Origin of the sequence: Paraburkholderia sp. BL6665CI2N2 (assembly GCF_004366535.1) — a bacterium.
In the GTDB taxonomy this organism is placed as follows: domain Bacteria; phylum Pseudomonadota; class Gammaproteobacteria; order Burkholderiales; family Burkholderiaceae; genus Paraburkholderia.
In genome coordinates, this window is the sequence record NZ_SORC01000001.1 from 1,032,550 (window position 1) to 1,053,357 (window position 20,808).

General features: G+C 61.8%; 17 protein-coding genes. 9 read left to right on the forward strand and 8 right to left on the reverse strand.

Going from position 1 to position 20,808, the window contains the following annotated elements; translation table 11 throughout:
• Nucleotides 1-198 precede the first annotated feature (198 nt).
• The 4 genes from B0G81_RS04575 (at nucleotide 199) to B0G81_RS04590 (ending at nucleotide 5,186) form a co-directional block, all read left to right on the forward strand.
• Nucleotides 199-1,710 carry a sugar ABC transporter ATP-binding protein gene (locus tag B0G81_RS04575; RefSeq protein ID WP_134133685.1) on the forward strand — a complete coding sequence of 504 codons (1,512 nt, stop codon included), beginning with the start codon at nucleotides 199-201 and terminating at the stop codon, nucleotides 1,708-1,710.
• Between the two features lie 17 nt (nucleotides 1,711-1,727).
• Nucleotides 1,728-2,753 carry an ABC transporter permease gene (locus tag B0G81_RS04580; RefSeq protein ID WP_106278503.1) on the forward strand — a complete coding sequence of 342 codons (1,026 nt, stop codon included), beginning with the start codon at nucleotides 1,728-1,730 and terminating at the stop codon, nucleotides 2,751-2,753.
• 85 nt (nucleotides 2,754-2,838) lie between these two features.
• On the forward strand, nucleotides 2,839-3,777 hold the full coding sequence (locus B0G81_RS04585; RefSeq protein ID WP_106300398.1) for an ABC transporter substrate-binding protein: 939 nt from the start codon (nucleotides 2,839-2,841) through the stop codon (nucleotides 3,775-3,777).
• A 110-nt stretch (nucleotides 3,778-3,887) separates the two neighbouring features.
• Complete coding sequence (locus tag B0G81_RS04590; protein ID WP_134133686.1) at nucleotides 3,888-5,186, forward strand: L-fuconate dehydratase; 1,299 nt, start codon at nucleotides 3,888-3,890, stop codon at nucleotides 5,184-5,186.
• A 69-nt stretch (nucleotides 5,187-5,255) separates the two neighbouring features.
• Here B0G81_RS04590 and B0G81_RS04595 read toward each other — a convergent pair whose 3' ends face one another.
• The 3 genes from B0G81_RS04595 to B0G81_RS04605 all read right to left on the reverse strand — a co-directional run bounded on the left by B0G81_RS04595 (nucleotide 5,256) and on the right by B0G81_RS04605 (nucleotide 8,372).
• Entirely contained in the window at nucleotides 5,256-6,326 is a 1,071-nt protein-coding gene (locus B0G81_RS04595; RefSeq protein WP_134142990.1) for an MBL fold metallo-hydrolase, read from the reverse strand.
• Nucleotides 6,327-6,516: 190 nt separating this feature from the next.
• Nucleotides 6,517-7,173: a peroxiredoxin gene (locus B0G81_RS04600; RefSeq protein WP_106279132.1), complete on the reverse strand. Its 657-nt coding sequence runs from the start codon at nucleotides 7,171-7,173 to the stop codon at nucleotides 6,517-6,519.
• Between the two features lie 356 nt (nucleotides 7,174-7,529).
• Nucleotides 7,530-8,372, reverse strand: a complete 843-nt coding sequence (locus B0G81_RS04605) for a DMT family transporter (RefSeq protein WP_134133687.1) — start codon at nucleotides 8,370-8,372, stop codon at nucleotides 7,530-7,532.
• A 126-nt stretch (nucleotides 8,373-8,498) separates the two neighbouring features.
• Between B0G81_RS04605 and gcvA the strand changes: the two genes are divergently transcribed.
• Nucleotides 8,499-9,392: a transcriptional regulator GcvA gene (gene gcvA, locus B0G81_RS04610; protein WP_134133688.1), complete on the forward strand. Its 894-nt coding sequence runs from the start codon at nucleotides 8,499-8,501 to the stop codon at nucleotides 9,390-9,392.
• A gap of 406 nt (nucleotides 9,393-9,798) precedes the next feature.
• Here the strand turns inward: gcvA and B0G81_RS04615 are convergent, their stop codons facing one another.
• Nucleotides 9,799-10,401, reverse strand: a complete 603-nt coding sequence (locus B0G81_RS04615) for an isochorismatase family cysteine hydrolase (protein ID WP_134133689.1) — start codon at nucleotides 10,399-10,401, stop codon at nucleotides 9,799-9,801.
• Nucleotides 10,402-10,645: 244 nt separating this feature from the next.
• On the reverse strand, nucleotides 10,646-12,322 hold the full coding sequence (locus B0G81_RS04620; RefSeq protein WP_134133690.1) for an alkaline phosphatase family protein: 1,677 nt from the start codon (nucleotides 12,320-12,322) through the stop codon (nucleotides 10,646-10,648).
• Between the two features lie 480 nt (nucleotides 12,323-12,802).
• On the opposite strand from B0G81_RS04620, the gene B0G81_RS04625 reads away from it, so the two are divergent.
• From B0G81_RS04625 to B0G81_RS04640, 4 genes are all read left to right on the forward strand, one after another.
• Nucleotides 12,803-13,243 carry an SET domain-containing protein-lysine N-methyltransferase gene (locus B0G81_RS04625; protein ID WP_116146110.1) on the forward strand — a complete coding sequence of 147 codons (441 nt, stop codon included), beginning with the start codon at nucleotides 12,803-12,805 and terminating at the stop codon, nucleotides 13,241-13,243.
• Nucleotides 13,244-13,320: 77 nt separating this feature from the next.
• A complete protein-coding gene (locus B0G81_RS04630) occupies nucleotides 13,321-15,075 on the forward strand; it encodes an ABC transporter transmembrane domain-containing protein (protein WP_134142991.1) in 1,755 nt (584 codons plus the stop codon).
• A gap of 85 nt (nucleotides 15,076-15,160) precedes the next feature.
• Nucleotides 15,161-16,375, forward strand: a complete 1,215-nt coding sequence (locus B0G81_RS04635) for a phytanoyl-CoA dioxygenase family protein (RefSeq protein ID WP_134133691.1) — start codon at nucleotides 15,161-15,163, stop codon at nucleotides 16,373-16,375.
• Nucleotides 16,376-16,536: 161 nt separating this feature from the next.
• Nucleotides 16,537-16,782, forward strand: coding sequence for a hypothetical protein (locus B0G81_RS04640; protein WP_116146105.1), 246 nt, complete (start codon nucleotides 16,537-16,539; stop codon nucleotides 16,780-16,782).
• 132 nt (nucleotides 16,783-16,914) lie between these two features.
• On the opposite strand, the gene B0G81_RS04645 is transcribed toward B0G81_RS04640, so the two are convergent.
• The 3 genes from B0G81_RS04645 to B0G81_RS04655 form a co-directional block, all read right to left on the reverse strand.
• Nucleotides 16,915-18,675 (reverse strand): winged helix-turn-helix domain-containing protein, encoded by a 1,761-nt coding sequence (locus B0G81_RS04645; RefSeq protein WP_134133692.1) that lies wholly within the window; start codon nucleotides 18,673-18,675, stop codon nucleotides 16,915-16,917.
• A complete protein-coding gene (locus tag B0G81_RS04650; protein WP_243856356.1) occupies nucleotides 18,672-19,961 on the reverse strand; it encodes an MFS transporter in 1,290 nt (429 codons plus the stop codon). Before B0G81_RS04650 ends, B0G81_RS04645 begins: the two co-directional genes overlap by 4 nt.
• A 294-nt stretch (nucleotides 19,962-20,255) precedes the next feature.
• Nucleotides 20,256-20,759, reverse strand: coding sequence for a lipocalin-like domain-containing protein (locus tag B0G81_RS04655; protein WP_241974820.1), 504 nt, complete (start codon nucleotides 20,757-20,759; stop codon nucleotides 20,256-20,258).
• Between the last annotated feature and the right edge of the window lie 49 nt (nucleotides 20,760-20,808).

The following is a 20,808-nucleotide window of genomic DNA, read 5'->3' on the forward strand; positions in this document are numbered from 1 at the left end:
TCGTAAAATCGTCGCACATCGATTTGAGGGCCCAGCAATGCGTCTGGCTTCTCGTTGCGATTTCAACCGCGCCTTGCACCGCCCGTCTTTGCAGTCCGATACCCGGCGGCGCCCGGCCCGGCGGCGTTCCATGCTGTTTCAATCCGCTCCTCGCAATGAGGCTGGCGGCGCTCGCGGATTTGTCGTTCGATCCGCACCATGACTCCGCTCATTTCCGTCAAACGGCTCAGCAAGCGCTTTCCTGGCGTGAGGGCGCTTCACGAAGTCCAGTTCGAACTCATGGCCGGCGAAGTCCACGCGCTAATGGGTGAGAACGGCGCCGGCAAGTCGACGTTGATGAAAATCCTCGCCGGCGTGTACACACGGGACACCGGCGAAATTCTCTATGACGGCCAGCCGGTCGATTTCCAGAGCCCGCGCGAGGCGCAGGCCGTGGGCGTCGGCATCATTCATCAGGAACTCCAGCTGATGAACCATCTGAGCGTCGCGCAGAACATGTTCATCGGCCGTGAGCCGCGTGGACGCCTCGGCCTGTTCCTCGACGAAGACAAGCTCAACGCGCAAGCTCACGACATACTCGCCCGCATGCACGTGGCTCTCGACCCGCGCGCGGTGGTCAGCACGCTCACTGTCGCGCGGCAGCAGATGGTCGAGATCGCCAAGGCCTTGTCGTTCGATTCGCGCGTGCTGATCATGGACGAACCGACCTCGGCGCTGAACGACGCCGAAATCGCCGAGCTGTTCCGCATCATTCGCGAGCTGAAGAACCGGGGCGTCGGAATCATCTATATCTCGCACAAGATGGATGAGCTGAAGCAGATTGCCGACCGCGTCACCGTGTTGCGCGACGGGGAATATGTGGCCACGGTCGCGGCGAAAGACACCACCGTGCAAGCGATCATCGGCATGATGGTCGGGCGAACCTTGACCGACGCCGCGCCTTCCCAGCACATCCCCAACGAGGGCGAGGTCGCACTCGAAGTCACCAATCTGAATGCCGGCCCGCTGGTGAGAGACGTGAGTTTCGCGCTGCGCAAGGGCGAGATACTGGGTTTCGCGGGCTTGATGGGCGCCGGCCGCACCGAAGTCGCCCGCGCGGTGTTCGGCGCCGATCCGATCGAGTCGGGCGAGATCGTCGTGAAAGGCGTGAAGGCATCGATCAGGAATCCGAGCGATGCGGTGGCGCGCGGCATCGGCTATCTCTCGGAAGACCGCAAGCGTTTCGGCCTCGCTACCGGCATGAGTGTCGAATCGAACATCGTGATGTCCAACTTGCGCAAATTCCTGTCGCTGAATTTTTTCCTGCGCCGCGCGCAGATACGCAAGGCTGCTGCCCATTTCATCAATCTGCTCGGCATTCGCACGCCTTCCGCGACGCAGGAAGTGCGGCTGCTGTCGGGCGGCAATCAGCAGAAAATCGTCATTGCCAAATGGCTCGAGCGCGACTGCGACGTGCTCTTCTTCGACGAGCCGACGCGCGGCATCGACGTCGGCGCAAAAAGCGAAATCTACAAGCTGCTGCGCGCGCTCGCCGACCAGGGCAAGGCAATCATAATGATTTCGTCGGAACTGCCGGAGATCCTGCGCATGAGCGACCGCATTGTCGTGATGTGCGAGGGCCGCATTACCGGTGAACTTTCAGCGGCTGGGGCGACCCAGGAGCGCATCATGCAACTGGCGACGCAGCGCGAACCCCTAAACGTGGCGTGAGCCTCGAGAGGTCTTTCATGACATTGCCATCGGATGCATCGGCGCTGGGTAATAAAAAGACGTTTTCGGGCCTGAGAGCCCGCGTTTTCACGCCGACCGCTTTGCAAAAGCTGCTCGCCTTCGGGAGCCTGATCCTGCTGCTGGTGTTTTTCAGCTTCGCGTCTCCCGCGTTCATGCAGATGGACAACATGCTCGGGATTCTGCAGGCAACGGCGGTGAACGGCGTGCTGGCGATTGCCTGCACGTTCGTCATCATTACCGGAGGCATCGACTTGTCCGTAGGTACGCTGATGACCTTCACCGCGGTCATCTGCGGCGTGTTCCTGACCTACTGGCATCTGCCGATGTGGACCGGCGTGCTGGCCGCGATCGGCACCGGGGCGATCTGCGGGACCGTTTCGGGCACGCTCACGGCGAAAATGAAAATACCGCCGTTCATCGCCACGCTCGGCATGATGATGCTGCTGAAAGGGCTGTCGCTGGTTGTCTCGGCCGACAAGCCGATCTATTTCACCGACACCGAAAACTTCTACATGATCTCGCAGGATTCGCTGATCGGCGACCTGTTGCCGAGCCTGCCCGTGCCGAACGCGGTCCTGATTCTATTTTTCCTCGCGGTGCTGAGTTCGATCACGCTCAATCGCACGGCGCTTGGCCGGTATACCTTCGCGCTCGGCAGCAATGAAGAAGCCGTGCGTTTGTCCGGCGTGAATGTCGACCGGTGGAAGATCGCCATTTACGGCCTGAGCGGAGCGATTTGCGGCATTGCCGGGCTATTGATCGCCTCGCGCCTGAATTCGGCGCAGCCGGCGCTTGGCCAGGGTTACGAACTTGAAGCGATCGCGGCCGTGGTGATCGGCGGGACGTCGCTGAGCGGCGGCGCGGGCACGATTCTCGGCACGATCATCGGCGCGTTCATCATGAGTGTGCTGACCAACGGTCTGCGCATCATGTCGGTCGCGCAGGAATGGCAGATCGTGGTGACCGGTCTCATCATCATTCTCGCCGTCTATGGCGATATTTTGCGGCGCAAGAAAAGCTGACGCGGCACGGGACAGGATAAGGAATGGAGCTCCATAAGCTCCCCAACGGCTGAAGTTGACAGCCCATCTTAGGAGGAGAAACACCATGTTGAAAAGAAAACTAATCGGTGTCGTGGTCGGCGTTGGCGCTCTCATTGGCGGGACGAGCGTGACATACGCGGACACCTATATCCCGCTTATTTCGAAAGGGTTCCAGCATCAGTTCTGGCAGGCCGTCAAATCCGGCGCCGAACAATCGGCCAAGGAGCACAACGTCAGGATCACGTTCGAGGGGCCGGAAACCGAAGCCATGGTCGACAAACAGATCGACATGCTCTCGGCCGCGCTCGCCAAGAAGCCGCAGGCACTCGGCATCGCCGCGCTCGATAGCAAGGCGGCCATTCCGCTATTGAAGCGCGCCCAGGCCGGCAAGATACCCGTGATCGCTTTCGACTCCGGCGTGGACAGCGATATTCCGCTGACAACGTGTGCAACGGATAATCTCGCGGCGGCCGCCCTCGCTGCCGACAAGATGGCCGAGGCGATCGGCAATGCCGGCGAAGTCGGCGTGATCGTGCACGACCAGACGAGCCGCACCGGCATCGATCGCCGCGACGGCTTCCTCAATGAAATGAAATCGAAGCACCCGAACATCAAGATCGTCTCGGTCCAATATGGCGGCGGCGACCATTTGAAGTCGGCGGAAATCGCCAAGACGATGATCCAGGCCAACCCCAATCTCAAGGGAATTTTCGGCGCGAATGAAGGCTCGGCGGAAGGCGCCGCGATCGGCGTCAAGGAATCGGGCAAGAAGCTGGTGCTGATCGGCTACGACTCGGGCAAGGAGCAGAAGGACGACATCAATTCGGGCTTGATGGCCGGCGCCATCACGCAGAACCCGGTCGGCATCGGCAAGTGCGTGGTCGACTCCGCGGTGAAGGCGCTGAAGGGCGAGAAGTTGCCGAAGAAAGTCGACACGGGCTTCTACTGGTACGACAAGACGAATATGACCGATCCGAAGATCGCAGCCGTGCTCTACGATTGATCGCCGCCGCCTGATGCGGCGAGAGGGAGGGGTCGCGGCGTCTTTTCGATGCCACGGCCCTCTTTGCTATTAGACCGAAGTCGATGGCTGTCGCAGAGGAGTGTGTTCAGATGCCCACGATCACCAGGCTGTCCGTCCGTGACATTCGGTTTCCCACCTCGCGTTCGCTGGACGGCTCCGATGCGATGAACGCCGCGCCGGATTACTCGGCCGCTTATGTCACGCTCGAAACCGATTCGCCCGACGCGCTCACCGGCCACGGCCTCACCTTCACGATCGGACGCGGCAACGAGATTTGCGTGGCCGCGGTCGAGGCGCTGGCTCCGTTGGTCGTCGGTAAAAGGCTCGAGGATATCGCCGCGAACATGGGTGCTTTCTGGCGCGCGTTGACGTCGGATAGCCAGTTGCGCTGGATCGGCCCGGACAAGGGCGCGATTCATCTGGCCACGGCGGCTGTCGTCAACGCGGCCTGGGATCTGTGGGCCAAGGCAGAAGGCAAGCCCGTGTGGAAGTTGCTCGTCGACATGAGCCCCGAAGAACTCGTGCGCTGCCTCGATTTCCGCTACGTGACCGACGCGATCACGCCGCAGGAAGCCATTGCGATGTTGCATCGCCATGCGAAGACGCGGGGCGAACGCGAAAAGGAAATGCTCGCGCAGGGCTATCCCGCCTATACGACATCGGCGGGCTGGCTCGGCTACGACGACGACAAGATCCGCCGGCTCGCGCGCGAAGGCGTCGCGCAGGGCTGGACGCACTTCAAGCAGAAGGTGGGCGGCAATCTCGACGAGGACATGCGCCGCGCGCGCATTCTGCGCGAAGAAATTGGCGAAGGCCGGAAGCTGATGATGGACGCCAACCAGGTGTGGGATGTCGACGAAGCGGTCGCGAACATGCGGCGCCTCGCGGAATTCGATCCGTGGTGGATCGAAGAGCCTACGAGTCCCGACGACATTCTCGGCCACGCGGCCATCCGTCAACGGCTTCGGCCGATCGGCGTCGCGACCGGCGAGCACTGTCATAACCGGGTGATGTTCAAACAGTTGCTACAGGCGCAGGCCATCGACTTCTGCCAGGTCGATAGCTGCCGGCTGGGCGGTTTGAACGAGGTCATCGTCGTTCTGCTGATGGCGGCGAAATTCGGCGTGCCGGTGTGCCCGCATGCGGGCGGTGTCGGATTGTGCGAGTACGTCCAGCATATTTCGCTGTTTGACTATATCTGCGTGTCGGCCTCGCTGGAAAACCGGGTGCTCGAATACGTGGATCATCTGCATGAGCATTTCGTCGATCCGGTCGTGATCCGCAATGGCCGTTATATGCCGCCGCAGCGTCCGGGTTACAGCATCGAGATGCATGCGGCGTCGCTCGATGAATATCACTTTCCGGAGGGGGCGGCGTGGAAGAGGTGAGACGGCGCTCGCCCCTGGTTCGATAACTTGACGCGTCGCCGGCATGGAGGGCCTGCATCGACTACACCGCTATGCGCTGCCGTTCTCAACCACGCGGCCTTCCGCGCGCCAGCGCAGCATGCCGCCGGGAAGGTTGGCCACCCGCTCGAATCCGGCCTGGCGCAGCATGACCGTGGCTTGTGCCGAGCGTCCACCGGCCCGGCAGACCGTCACGATGGGGCGATCCTTCGTCAGTTCCGCGGTCCGCCCGGCGAGCTCACCCAATGAAATGAGCCTGGCTGCGGGAATGCGTCCCAACGGTCCGTCGAACTCTTCAGGTTCCCGCACATCGACGATTTCGACCGCAGGCAGATTTTCCTCCAGCCACTGAGCGCTAATTTCCCAGATGCCGGCAAAGCTGCAGGTCAGCGGCGCCCAATCGGGCTCGCTCATCTGCGTGGGGACGCTCGCCGCGAGGCCGCATTTCAGGTTCGCGGGCACCGCCACGTCGATTTGCTTCGGATGCGGCAGGTGCAGGTTCGTCATGTATCCGGTGAAATCGTCTTCGCACAGCTCGCCGCCGAGGCGTGGATTGAAGCGCCGCTCTTCGCCCACGCTCGTGACCGTCAAACCGCGATAGTCGTGAGCCGGGTAGAGCAGGCATGCGGCGGGCAGCGTAAAAATCTGCGCATGCACCGCGCGAAACAGGGTGTGCGCGTCGCCGCGCTGAAAATCCGTGCGGCCCGTGCCACGGATCAACAGGCAATCGCCGGTGAACGCCATGGTTTCGTTGTCGAGTACGAGCGTGATGCATCCATCGGTATGGCCCGGTGTCGCGCGTACCGTCAGGTATCTTGAACCGAACTCGACTTTGTCGCCGTGGCTCAGATAGCGGTCCGCGCCTTCGGCGCCACTCGCCGCCGAAATCGCAATGCGACTGCCTATGCGGCGGTTCAGCATCCACGCACCGCTCACGTGATCGGCGTGGACGTGGGTGTCGATCGTATAAAGCAGATGCAAGCCGAGTTCTTCGATCAGCGCGGCATCCCTGCGCACCTGTTCGAATACCGGATCGACCAGCACCGCCTCTCGCGTCGTGCTATCGGCAAGAAGATAGGTGTAGGTAGACGATTGCTGATCGAATAGCTGCCGGAAGATCAACACGTTTTCGCTCCGCGGCCCGCTCCTGCGAGCGCTTAAGATGGCGACCCATGCGGTGCCGCCGATTACCCCACAGGCAGTCCGGTTGGGCGCTGCCCCGCTCAGAGGTCCGGGCGCATGACTGCACCCGGACTCACCTCGCGCGCCGGACTTTGCACTGTCCGGCGCGCGTCGCTCCAATCCGCGTGCGTTACTTCGGTTGCTCGACGTACCGCAGATAAGGCTTCACGGTTTTGAAACCCTGCGGATATTTTTGCTTCGCGGCGTCGTTGGAAACAGATGTTGGAATGATGACGTCTTCACCCGGCTTCCAGTTCACCGGTGTCGCCACCGTGTGTTTCGCGTTGAGTTGCAGCGCATCGAGCAGGCGCAATACTTCGTCGAAATTGCGGCCCGCGCTCATCGGATAGACGAGCATGGCCTTGACCTTCTTGTCCGGGCCGATGAGAAACACCGAGCGTACGGTCGCGTTGTCGACCGCGGTGCGCGGGCCGCCGCCGCTCGCCTCGGGATGGATCATGTCGTAGAGCTTCGCGACTTTCAGGTCCGAGTCGCCGATCAGCGGGTAATTGATTGCGTGGCCCTGCGTCTCGGCGATGTCCTTGACCCACTCCGTATGGTCGCTGACCGGATCGACGCTGAGCCCGATAATTTTCGTGTTGCGCTTATCGAATTCCGGCTTGAGGCCTGCAAGGTATCCGAGTTCCGTGGTGCAAACGGGTGTGAAATCCTTCGGATGCGAAAACAGGACTGCCCAATGGTCGCCGATCCATTCGTGAAAATGGATCGTCCCTTCGGTGGTTTCCGCGGTGAAATCGGGAGCGTCTTCTCCTAATCGAATCGACATCATTAGTCTCCATAGGTCGGGTGCAGGGTTCGAGTGCCACGGTCGGAGCGAGGTCCGCCGGGCTGCCGGAGTATTGAGTGGCGATAGGACTGTCTCGAGATTACTTCCGGCCGGTTGCACCGTACCGCGCCGGAATAGCGTCTACGGCGTGCAGCGGAGTCTGTGGCTTCCCCGGATAGCCGTGATACGGGACAGACATCGAGACGCGCCGCGAACCGCACCTATAGCGTAGAACAAAAAAGACTTTTGTAGTTAGCGGACTGTAGGGCGAATCCGCCGTCGTGGCAGCGAAGTTGCTTGTGCTCCGAAGAAAAAGAGCGGCTGCTTCAATTTGGGCGGGGCGCGATCCTGTCTGATCAAAGCCCTAAACAGACCGCCCCGGCCGCGACGATCAGGCACGCGAGCCAGCGCCTGGCGCTTACCGCTTCCCGCAAAATCACGCGTCCGATCAGCACCGCGAACACCACGCTGGTCTCTCGCAACGCGGATACCGTACCCATCGCGCCCGACTGCATGGCCCAGATCACGATGCCATACGCCGCGATCGACACCAGGCCGCCAGCAAGCGACAACCCGACGGCGACGGGCTCCGCTCTCACGGGTGTCCACAGCGCCTCGTGCCCGCGCATCGCGACGAACAGCACCGGCATCAGCCAGTAGAACATGAACATCCAGGCGGTATAGGCGAGCGCCTCGCCGCCGGACAAGCGCACGCCGATGCCGTCGATCACGGTATAGAGCGCGATCGACGCACCCGTCGCCAGCGCGGCCAATGCACCCGCGCGCGACACGCGCCCGCCCTGCAGCGCGAGTGCGATGATGCCGCCCGAGATCATCGCGATCCCGAGTGCGTGCAAGGGGCCGATCGCCTCACGCGCGAAGAGCGCCGCGCCGAGTGTGACGAGCAGCGGCGACGAGCCGCGTGCGATCGGATAGGCCTGCGCCAGATCGCCGCGACGATAGGCTCGCACGAGGCAAACGTTGTAGACGATATGCACGAGCCCCGATGCGGCGACGTACGGCCAGGCGGCGTCGGCGGGCCGAGGCGTGAACACGATCACGAGTGTGGCGACCGCGGCGATGGCGATACTCATCCACGTCATGGAGAGGAAGCGGTCGCGGTTGCCGTGCAGCATCGCGTTCCAGCTCGCGTGAAGCAAAGCGGCAATGAGGACGAGACCGCCGGTGTAACTGAGCATGCGGGTTCAGGAGAGGCAAAGAGTGTGGGAGAGCCAGAATCAGCGGTGCAATAAGAAGCTTATCTATCTTGTGGGACCGCCACAAACGAGTTAAATTGGGGATTCGCGTTAGATAAACTCTTGTGAATGAAGCGAACACTGCCGCCGCTCAATGCCCTGCGCGCCTTCGAGGCCGCCGGCCGTCTCGGCAGCTTCAAGGAAGCCGCCGCCGAACTGCACGTGACACACGGTGCAGTGAGCCAGCATGTGCGCGCGCTCGAAGAGTGGCTCGGCGCATCGTTGTTCGAACGGCACAACCGGCGCGTTGCGTTGACGCCGGCAGCGAAGGCTTATCTGGCGGAAATCGGTCCTTTGTTCGAGGGGCTCTCGCAGGCCACGGCCCGATACGGATTCGCTGAAACGCTCTCCCGGACACTGTCCGTGAATGCGCCCGCGACCTTCACATTGCGCTGGCTGGTGCCGAGACTGGCGACCTTCCGCGCCGCGCATCCCGACGTGGACGTCAGTGTGTACACATCGAACGAGTCGTTGGAGAGTCTGAAGGAGACATACGACGTGATCGTCCGGGGCGGCCCGGACACGTTCTATGGCTATTCGATGCGGCCTTTCCTGTCCGAGGAGCGAGTACCTGTTTGTAGCCCGGCGCTCTTGCAGCGCCTGCCGCTCCGAACGCCGGATGATATGCGGCAGCATACGTTGCTGCATACGTCGAGTCTTCCGCGGGTTTGGCCGGACTGGCTGGCGAGCGCGGAGGTTCCAGCACTCAGGCCAGCCGCCGCGCTGACCTTCGACCACTTCTTTCTGACGTTGCAAGCGGCGATCGACGGGATCGGCGTCGCGATGGGACCGACCGCTCTGATCGCCGACGACCTCGCGGCCGGCCGGCTCGTCGCGCCGTTCGCCGGTCCTCGCTTGCCGTCGCGAAGCTATTGCACTTACGTTCCGGATGCGAAGTCGGCGGATGAACTGGTCGTGCTGTTCCGCGCTTGGCTCGAGCGCGAAGGATGCGCTCGCTCATGAACGTCGAAAGGAACCCGCCTGGACGCGTCCCTATCGACCTGGTAGCATGAGATGCTGTGCGCGCAGTGTCTGTCGAATCAGGAGCGGTCTTATGCGGAAGCGCAAGTTCGCAGGAAAGATGACTGGAGAATCGAGTCTGCCGGAACTGCTGAACCGGCTCGAGTTGGCATTGGCCGGCATGCCCGATCACACGTCTGTCTGCAAAGCACTGTCGGATCTCAACAGGCGCCTCGGCTCCCCCGGCGAGCAAGCTTCCGTACGCAGCGGCCGACCCACGGCTTCCCGACGCCCGCGCCAAATGGCAATGCAGTCTTTACCGCTGTTTTCTTGAACGCCAAAGATCGATCTGAATAGCGCACAGCGGAGCGGCTGACTAGCATGGAAAGCCGAAAAAAGTCAGCACACGCTAGGCGAGCAACAACAAGGCATCGGCGAGCGACAATACCGTCGTGCGCGAATCGAAGGCCGTTGAAAACAGATGATCGTGCACGACCTGATCCGGGTCGTAACAGCAATCCTTGACCGTCAATAAGCGGAAGTCCGCGTCACTCGCGTACGCAACCGACGACAGCACCACGCCGGTCGACGCTATCCCAACCATGATTAGCGTATCGATCCCCTGCGTGGAAAGCCGCGCCTGCAGGTCGGTACCGAAGAACACGCTGGCACGATGCGCGATGATGAGCGGTTCAGTGGCCAACTGGCCGAGTTCCGGCGCGATCTCGTCGTCGACGAAGAGACCCAGTTGCTTGATTCCCTGCCCGTTTCTGTTCAACGGACTGACTTCCGGATAGCCGGGACTGAAGTGGATCCTGGCGAAATAGACGTTGACACCTTTGGCCCGCGCGGCGTCGCACAGCTTGCGCGTGTTGGCGAGCAGCGAAGGTGCGACCGATGGAAATAACCGCATGATGTCCGTCTGATAATGCATGACCACCAGAGCGGTTCGCGCGGGCACGATCGCTGGAATCCGCATGTCAAGACTCTGCGTCGCGGCGGCGCTTTCCATGCCTTGTTGATGATCTGCCGGAGCGGCGGGTTCAGATTCAAGGCTTGGCGGCATAAGGGCTACGCGATAGCGAAAAAGATGCCCGACTCTAGCACGACCGCGTTCGACTGAGCAGCCGGCCTGGAACTCTCCAGGCCGGCCACAGGCCACCGACGACACGATATGGAAGCGTTGAAGGTCCAAAAGAATCGTGACGCTTCGCTTATTTGCCGTGGCCCATTAGCGGCAGAGTGCCGCCATTCGCCTAGAACCGCTCGCGATCGAACTCCGGCAGCGCGCGCGTTCCCTCAATAGCGACCGAGTGCAGCAGTTCAGGCTCAAGATCGAGCAACTGCAGGATCGTCGGCGCAACCTGGGTGGTCAGTACGCGCTCGTCGTTCACCTGGCCCGCGTGACGGGCGTGAGGCACGTAGACCACGAGACCGAGATGGCTGTCGTCGGGAGCGTTGCCGCCGTGCTCTTCGTCCTTGGTCGCGCTCGACGTATAGATGACCCCGGGGTTCGGCTGAACGACGATGTCAGGCGTGCGTCCGCGTGCCGGATCGCCGAACCGGCCAGCCAGTTGCGGGCCATACAGAATGTACGCTTGCGGGCCGTCCGCACAAATGCCGGGTGCGTTGCAGCTCAGGTTGTCCTTCAAGGTCTTCACGACAGCCGGCAGTTGGCGTTGATCGCGCAACCAGATCAGGCCGACGTCGTCGGTCTGCACGAACCCCGTGCCGGCGAGCCCGGTTCCGTCATTGAGGTTGCCGCTCTTCGTGCTGTTCTGCCCGAAGTTGCCGTTCGGATCCAGATAGTTGTTTGCTTCAAGCAGTTTCGAGAGTGTGTCGCCGTTCTTCACCAGCTTCGAATGGTCGGTCGGGGATTGCCCGTGCTTCGCCGTGACGATGATCGCCGTCGACGAATACAGGTCGCGCTGCTTCAGTTCGGCCACGATGCGACCCAAGGCGTTGTCCAGATAGGTAATCGCGTTGGTTACCTGCGGACCCGGCGTGAAACTCGCATCCAGATAGCCGCCTCCATTCGCCACCGTTGCCTTCTGGGCGACGCTCAAAGTCTGGAAGTTGGTCCCAAACAGGGTGGGCACATCGGCGCTGGATCGGCCAGTCGAATCCTTGCCGTCAATTTCATCGATCAGCGACTGCACATGGAAATTGTCGAACTGTTCCGTGTGCGTGTAGACGTCGGTGTAGTTCGTGTTGGTGGCGGGATCGATCGAATTGATCTCCGTGCGGGAAAGATCGTCGACGCCTTTGCCGGAAGGTCCATTGAGCCAGTCGTAGCCCCACGCATGTTTGTCCGCCCAGGCAGTGCGAGCGCCTTTCACGTTGCGTTTGACCACTTCGAAGATCGTGTTGGTCTTCACATAGTTGTGCGGATAGACGGGCGTACAGACGCCATTGAGCAAAGCGTGCGGGATGGCCTGCGGATTGAACGCGCCGCCACCGTCGAGATGCGTCAGTGCGCCGCCGTTCTCGCCGTCGATGCCAGTAGTCTCGTCGAATACGACATTCCAGCCTTGCTTGCCGGTGCAATTGCTATCGGACGGCGCGTAGAGCGTGCGGTCATAGGATACGTCGTAGAACAGGCCCGCGGATTTGGGTGAGCCACCGGTGACGAGCGCAGCGAGCCCCGGGAACGAATCCGAAAGGCCAGGCGTGTGCGCGTTGGTGTAGGTCGTCCCCGACTTCGCCAGCAGCGCAAGATTCGGGCATGCGTTCGATCCGACGCAGCGCGCAACATCCTGCTCGTGCCAACCGTCGAAGCTGATCAGCAGCACATGCTTCACTGACTCATGGTGATGATCACGATGATCGTGATCATCGGCCGCCGTCGCGCCTGCCGGGTGCAGCGCGGCAAGCAGGACAGCGCCCAGGCCAACGGCGATTTGCGTTCGCTTCCAGATTCTGATCGTCTTCATTTCCCGTCCTTTAGGTTGCTGCGGAATATTTGGTAATCCGGGAAAGAATGTGCAGTGGAATTGAGTCGTCTGGATGAAGCGACGCTTTCGATTCCATAACTCATTAGCGATTGATGCGATGAGAAGAAAGATCCGTGAAATGAGGCTATTACTTCAGTTTTCCTTAAGGAATGGATGATCTATTGCGATGTTCATCTATCACCGTGTGCGGCCCTTGGGATCAATCCCGTTGGCCCGGTTCACTAAACATCCCGGCGAGCCAGGCTCGGAAAATCCTCACGCGCCGGCTGAGGTAGCGATTGCGAGGCTAAGCGACGTGGAAGGGTACGGCGTTGGTTCCGAGCCGTGCAGGAACGATATCGAGCATCATGGGCGACTGTCGTTCGACACGACGGCCATGTGTGCCGAAAGCCGGCACAAAATCATGCAAGCGCGCAATTGCACTCGTATACTGGTGCGTCAATCAGTTAAGGAACCAGTATGCGGCGCGTGATCGTACGGCGGTCGTCAGTCCACGGAAAGGGTGTGTTCGCGATGCGGCCGCTCGCGGCGGGTGAGTGCGTGCTTGAATACCGGGGCGAATTGACGAGCTGGCGGGAAGCGGTGCGCCGGCATCGGCGCGAAGGTGTCGCTGGGCACACGTTTCTTTTCGGCCTGTCGGACGGGCGTGTGATCGACGGAAGCCGCGGAGGCAATAGTGCGCGTTGGCTGAACCACGCCTGCGCGCCGAACTGCGAGACCATTGAGGACGATGGCCGCATCTTCATTCACACGATCCGGCCGATCGAGGCGGGCGAGGAGCTGTTTATCGAATACCTGCTGACGACCGACGATCCCGCGGACGAGGACGTTCGAGCCCAATACGCTTGCCGGTGCGCTGCGGCGGGTTGTCGCCGGTCGATGCTGGCGGATGTCGCGTGATTCAGCCAACCGATGAGGTTGCACGGCCTCAGTCCGCTGCCGCCAGTGTTTCGAAGACGTCGTCGCCGTCATCCCGTATCGGCCCGCTCTTTGCGTTGTTTCCCTTTGTGCGCCCCTATGCCGGCCGCTGGGCGCTCGCGTTTCTCGCGCTGGTGAGCTCGGCGGGCGCCACGCTGGTTTTGCCGGTGGCGTTCAAATACCTGATCGACCGTGGCTTCGCCGCGGGCGACCGGGGGCACATCGACCGCTATTTCCTCGCGCTATTGGTCGTATCGCTAGTACTGGCCGGCGCCACGGCGCTGCGCTTCTACCTCGTGTCATGGCTCGGCGAGCGGGTCACGGCCGACTTGCGGCGCGCGGTCTACGATCACGTGCTGAGCATGAGCCCGCAATTCTTCGAAACCACGCAGACCGGCGAAGTGTTGTCGCGGCTCACTGCGGACACCACGCTCATCCAGACCGTGGTGGGCACCAGCTTGTCGCTGGGATTGCGCAACTTCTTCCTGCTGACCGGCGGCGTGGCGATGCTAGCGGTGACGAGCCCGGTGCTGTGCGGCTACATCCTCGCGACGCTGGTCGTGGTGGTCGCGCCTATCGTGATCTTCGGCCGCCGCGTGCGACGGCTCTCGCGCGCAAGCCAGGACAAGATCGCGAACACGAGCGCGCTGGCGGGCGAGGTGCTCAATGCCATGCCGACCGTGCAGTCGTACACGCAGGAGCCTTTTGAAACGCAGCGCTTTGCGGGCGCGGTGGAGGCGGCCTTCGAGACCGCGCTCACGCGCATTCGCGCGCGCGCCTGGTTGACCGCCGTGGTGATCGTGCTGGTGTTCACCGCCATCGTATTCGTGTTGTGGCTCGGGGCGCAGGCGGTGCTGGCCGGGCGCATGACGGCGGGCCAATTGTCCCAGTTCATTCTCTACGCAGTGTTCACGGCCGGCGCCGTCGGCGCGGTCGCCGAGGTATGGGGCGATTTGCAGCGCGCTGCCGGCGCCACCGAACGTTTGCTGCAATTGCTGGCGGCGCGCTCGCCGGTGGTCGAGGCCGAGACGACGGTCGCGCTGCCGGCGCGAGGCGAGGGTATCCGCTTCGAGGATGTCAGCTTCTCGTATCCATCGCGCCCGGGCATTGCGGCGCTTTCCGCACTCTCGCTCGAGGTCCGCACGGGTGAACATGTGGCACTGGTCGGTCCGTCCGGCGCGGGCAAGACCACGCTGTTCCAGTTGCTGCTGCGCTTTTACGATCCGCAAGCCGGCCGTATTCTGATCAACGGCGTCCCCACGCGTGACGTGCCGCTCGTCGAATTGCGCAAGGAGATCGGCGTGGTGCTGCAGGAATCGGTGATTTTTTCTGGGAGCGTGCTCGACAATATCCGCTATGGCGCGCCGGGAGCCACGCTCGCGCAAGTGCAACGTGCCGCCGACATGGCGGCCGCGGCCGGCTTTATCGAAGAACTCCCGCAGGGCTACGACACCTTTCTCGGCGAGCGCGGCGTGCGGCTGTCCGGCGGACAGCGTCAGCGCATCGCGATCGCTCGCGCGATTCTGAAGAATCCGCCCATCCTGCTGCTGGACGAAGCGACCAGTGCGCTCGATGCCGCCAGCGAACGGCTGGTGCAAAAGGCGCTGGACAATGCCGCGCAGAACCGCACCACGCTGGTCATCGCACACCGCCTCGCGACCGTCCAGCAGGCCGACCGCATTGTCGTGCTGGAACAGGGGCGGATCGTCGCGCAGGGTCGTCACGCCGAACTCCTCCTGAGCTCGCCGCTCTATGCTCAGCTTGCTGCATTGCAGTTTGGCGAGCAGGTGGGGCAGACTGCGCCCGCGCAATGACAGCGGGCGGCTCATGCTTCGATGCGTCATGCACCCGGCGAGTGCACCCACGTGGCGCTATCCTTGACGTACAGAGGAGAGAGACATGGGCCACAGCCAGGATCGCATCGAAAAGCGCGAGCAGAGTTGGTACCGCGAGCGCGATTGCGCGTTAGATGAATTTGTCGCGCTGTTGGAGGGCGATGACCACGGCCCGACCCGCTATGCGTCGGAAGTCGTGCAACGGATTCCCATTTACGACTGTCCACAACTCGATGGCGTGACACGCGATGCATCGCACAGAGCGCAGTTGCAGGCGGAATGGGCTCGCGTCCTTCACGATGGCGCAGGGGTGCTGGTGCTGCGGCGCGCATTTGTCGATACCAGACCGATCGACAATGCCACGGCCGTCTTTGAATCCATTATTCATAGTGAGCGCGAGCAAGGCTCCAGTGCGGCAGACCATTTCGCAAAGGCAGGCGCGAATGACCGGATCTGGAACGCCCAGGAGAAGCTCTGCCTGAAAGCACCCGATGTATTCGCGCAATACTTTTCAAATCCAATGCTGATGATTGTGTCGCAAGCGTGGCTCGGACCGTGCTACCAGATGACATCCCAGGTCAACGTAGTTCGACCGGGCGGCGCCGCTCAGCAAGCGCATCGCGATTATCACCTCGGTTTCCAGACGGCTGAAAAGGCCGAACGTTATCCCGCGCATGTCCATCGGATGTCCCCCTTCCTTACCTTGCAGGGCGCGGTGGCGCATAGCGACATGCCGGTCGAGAGCGGCCCGACGAAGCTCCTGCCGTATTCGCAGCGCTATGACGAGGGATATCTGGCGTGGCGCCGAGCCGAATTTCGCGAGTATTTTGAGGACCATTTCGTCCAGCTGCCCCTCTCCAAGGGCGATGCCGTGTTCTTCAGTCCCGCGTTATTCCATGCGGCCGGCGAAAATCGCACCTCGGACGTACAACGCATGGCGAACCTCTTGCAAATCTCATCGGCTTATGGCCGGGCGATGGAAGTGCTCGACCGCACGCGAATGTGCGAAGCGTTGTATCCGGTACTGCGCGAGCGTCGCGCTTCGGGGCGGATAAGCGACACGGAAATTACCGCGGCAATCGCATCCTGCGCTGAGGGATATCCGTTCCCCACCGATCTCGACCGCGACCCACCGGTCGGCGGGTTGGCGCCGGAAAGCCAGCAGGAACTCATGCATCGCGCACTCGGCGAGGATTGGGATTCGGCCCGATTCACGCTTGCCTTGAACGAGCAGGCTGCGCGACAACGTTCCGCCGATCCGCAATCGGGTCCGCGTTAACAATTTCTTTAGACTCAGTCGATGGTGCAAAAGACGATCTGATCGCAGGATTGACAAAGCGATAGCAACGCGACGCCGCATCTTCGCGGGGACCGTCCGGGATCGCCTTACGGCCGGTCATGCACTGACCGTTTTCGCACTTTTGGGAAGGAGAAATTGACATGAAAACGCTTCGAATCGTGGCGCTCTGCGCGATCGGCATGTTCGTGGGACAAGCGTGGGCGCAAGACAAACCCGTACCATCGGGAACCGCGCCGTCTGCTCAGGATGTCGGCGGCGTCAGCGACGCGTCGAGGGGTGAGACGGGAATGGCAATGAATCCGGCGCGGCAGTCCTATCCGGACCTCAACACCCTGCAATCCCCGGAGCAAAGCCGTGTGGCGGCCAATCCGTTCCGCCACCATTGACTGCAGCGCAACAGCTTTGCGCGACCGCGCGTTACGCGCGGTGAGTGCCTGTGAATACACTCGTCGCGCGTAACGGTGGCACGCTAAAGTTCGGAGCGGGACCGTCCGGCTTGACGGAGCCGGGCTCCGGGATCAGTAGCCGATACGCTTTTCGACGTTGCGGAATCGCCCCATCGACCGATAGCGATGAAACCATGCGTTGGTGCGAAGCTCGCACAGGCGCGGCGAATGCTCCGCAAGCGCCAGGTCGAGCCAATGAAACATCTCGTCCGGCTGGTCGAGCCGCGCGTAAATTTCCGCAAACAGAAACGGCGACGTATAGCGCCTTTGACGCCTCGCCGTCAAATCCTGCAAATACCATTGAAGGACTTTTTGATAGCCGCCGGCCTCCCAGATCGTGCGAATCGTCTCTGCGCGAGCGAATTCGCCGCACCGCGTTAGCGCGTCAATGGTTGCGTCGACTGCCTCCTCGTATTGACCCTGCTCTTCATACGCGGTCGCCAGCAGTTGATAGACGAGCGGGGAGCGATTGCCACGCCCGGCGTGCAGGCACTCGCGAATCACTTCGTCGTATTTGCCTGCCTGTACGAGTCCGAATACGCGCGATCCTTCGAACCCGAGCGGGTCAACCTTTTCGGCTCGCTCGAACTGTGCTCTGCCTTCCGCTTCTCGCCCAAGCACTAGCAGCAGGCGTGCATATAGGCGGCACGTTTCAGCGTGGCTTGGGTTCAGCCGCAACGCTTCGAGGAACTCTTCCTCGGCACGCCGCCAGTCCCAGTCATAGAAGTAGTGCACGCCCGCTAGCGCCTGGTGGGCTTCAGGAAGACTGGCGTCCAGTTCCAGTGCTTGCAACGCCGCCTGCCGCGCTAGCGGATGGCCCTCCGACGGCGCACAGACTCCATGCGTCGCCGTGGCACCTAAAACGTTCGACATCCCCACATATCCGAGCGCGTAAGTCGGGTCCCGTTCTATCGCGCGCTCGAAGTAGCCGCGCGCGCGCACGAAGTCCTCGTCGCTCAGCGCGTGATGCGCGGCAAACCCCGCATCGAAGTGCACGCGGCGCGTCCAGTAGTAACGGCCGCGCAGATACGCATCGTGTGCCGCCGGATCGACCGGCAAACGTCTCGTCAGCATGTGCCGCCGCTGTGCCGCGAGCGCGGGTGACACCTCCCGGGCGAGCGCCGCTCCCACCTCTTTCTGGATTTCCAGCGCGCCACGCGACATCGGCTCATACGCGCGGCTCCAGATCTGCACCTGATCGAAGCAACGGATCAATTGCGCCAGAATGCGGATCCTCACACCGTCGCGCTTGAGCGCGCCTTCCAGGACATAGTCGACCGACAACTCGCGCGCGATCTCCGCGATGCTCATGCTGACTCGTCTGCAGTGGGCGGCAGTCGTCCTCGAAATGACGAGGATGCGCTCTGGATCGAGCATGCCGATGCTGGCGGAAGTTTCGTCAGCCAGTGCATCGCAGAAGCTGTTCTGGCCGGAATCGCCGGTCTGGTTTTCGAACGGCAGAACCAGTATTCGCGCGGCTTCCTGCGGAGCGGGTACCGGCTCCTCCGGCATCGGCCGTACGTTATTCAGTCGATAGCCTTTGCCCTTCACCGTGATGATGTGCTGCGGATTGACCGGGTCGTCGTGCAGCGCCACGCGGATTTTCCGGATTGCCGTATTGATGCAGTTGTCCGTTTCCCGATACGCATTCGCGCCCCACAGTGCTCTTACAATATCCGCACGCGTGACGAGTTGGCCGTTGCGGGATGCCATCAGGATCAGCAGCTCCATCGGCAGACGCTCGAGGCTGACCTTCTCACCCGCGCGGCGCAATTCGTAGCGCTGAATGTTCAACTCGACATCGGCAATCCGGATGGATTCTGGCGTGTTCATCTGCGCTCCTGCCATCGCGAGTTCCTGCTCACAGCGACTATGTCGGGGCGCCGCCGCTCGCGCTTCATTCCGAATGAAGCCGCGAATGCAATCGCCGAGCACAACACCATGACGAGCGCGGGTGCGGGCATCCAGTGCAGACCGGAAACGAGGAAATTTGCCGCGAGCGGCGTCAGTCCCAGCGACGCGGACAGACCGAGATTCATGGCCGTCGCAACGCCGCTGAAGCGGACGTCGACGGGAAACATTTCTGCAATCGCGCACGCGAAGGTTCCGTTGGCGATCGAACTGACGACGCCGGCCATCAGGAACAGCGCGGGCAGACTCGCGTAGTGCCGGGCGGCCGCGATGAAGAAGAAGGGCGCGAAAAGCGCGGACAGGACGGTTCCCAACCTGAACACGTAGCGACGCGGCAACAGGTCGCCGGCGTGCGCCGTCACGAGAACGCAGGCAGCTACGGCGATCAGATAGCACGTCTGGGCACTCGCGATCTGTTGCGTGTCGTATTGAAGCTTTTGCAGATGACCCGGCGTGAAGCCGATAAAGATGCCGCCCGACGCGCCCGCCAGCAGCGACGCGGCAGCGCCTGTCATCAGGGGAGCGAAATGGTTGCGAAGCAGGACAGCAAGAGGCTCGCGATGGCGGGCGCCGATGGCCTGCGCGTACTCGTCGGTCTCCGCAAGCGTACGCCGCAAAGCAAAGCTCAACAGCCCGACCATTCCACCCAGCAGGAAGCCGATCCGCCATCCGAACGCGTTGACTTGCCCGGGTGTGAGCACCCATTGCATGACAAGATTCATGCTCGTCGCCAGAAGCAACGCAAGATTGACCGCGACGAACACGATGCCGCACAAAAGCCCCGGCCTGCCGCGCGCGGTTTCGACCGTGTAGACGACTGCGCCCGGCAATTCACCGCCGAGGCAGAGGCCCTGCATGAGCCGCAGCACGAGAAGGAGCGCCGGGGCGGCCGCGCCCCATGACGCGTATGAAGGAAGTATTCCGATGAGAAGCGTCGAAACGGAGGCGATCATCGCCGACGAGATGAAGACGAGGCGCCGCCCGTGCGTGTCGCCGAATCGCCCGAGGAGGATGCCGCCGACCGGTCGGGAAAGATAGCCAATGGCCAGCACCGTGAACGACAACGTCTCCACCGGTACGCCGGTTACTGTCGGAAAGAACTCGCTGCCGATGCTTCTTGCAAAGAATCCGAAGATGACGAAATCGAACACTTCGAGCGCTCCCCCCGTGCTGGCGACCAGGATGGTCCAGCGTTGGCGCGCTGTCATCGAGCCTTGTCCGAGTAGGGGCGAATCGTCGAGCATGGAAATCCCTGATATCGCCAGGCATAACTATTGTTTTAAGCGGAGGCCGCGGCGGAGGGACATGTTAAGCCGCCACCGTGTCCATCACACTTCGAGGACGGTGCATGATCGTTCTGGCTTAAATATGATGGACGACAATTCGCTTACAAGAAAGGTCTTTAGATTCGCCTTGTGGTTCCTGATCGACGAATCGACGTGCGCCGCATTCGGGACTGGGCGCTGGCGATGGAGGTTATGCACCGCAAGTTGTGCTGCTGCTTACTTCATTCGTTGCCACACGACTTTCGATGCACCATATCCGAAACTCCCGGGCGTGACGTAGGTGAGCCGGTCCCCATCGAGGGTAAATGGGCGCCGTTGCACATCGCCGTCCCAGTTCGGAAAGGTACTTTTCTGAATGTGGAAAACGATCACCTGTCCGGCCGGATCGACGGTATAGGTGCCAAAGTGCGCGAAGTTGCCCTGGACGATGCGTTCGTTCTCTTCGGAGGTACCGGACAAGCGGTTACCCGATGCAAACTTCGGCAAGTCCCCGCGAACGCCAAGCAGAACGTAGCGCCCATCGCTGCCGAAGATGAGTTGCCCGTACGGATGCGGACCGAGCACTTCGACTTCGCTGCCGCTTCTCGAGACGGTCAACGAGACCAGAGACCATGAACCCGCCACGCCAGGCGCCGCCTGAGCAAAAGTCTTTGGCACAGCGAGACATAGTGCGAGGGCCACCAGCGCGGCGGCCCTCAGGGTTTGCAGCAAAGGAGTCATGGCGTTCTCCGGCACGCGCGAGGGCGGAACCATTCCCTTCGGCTATCGG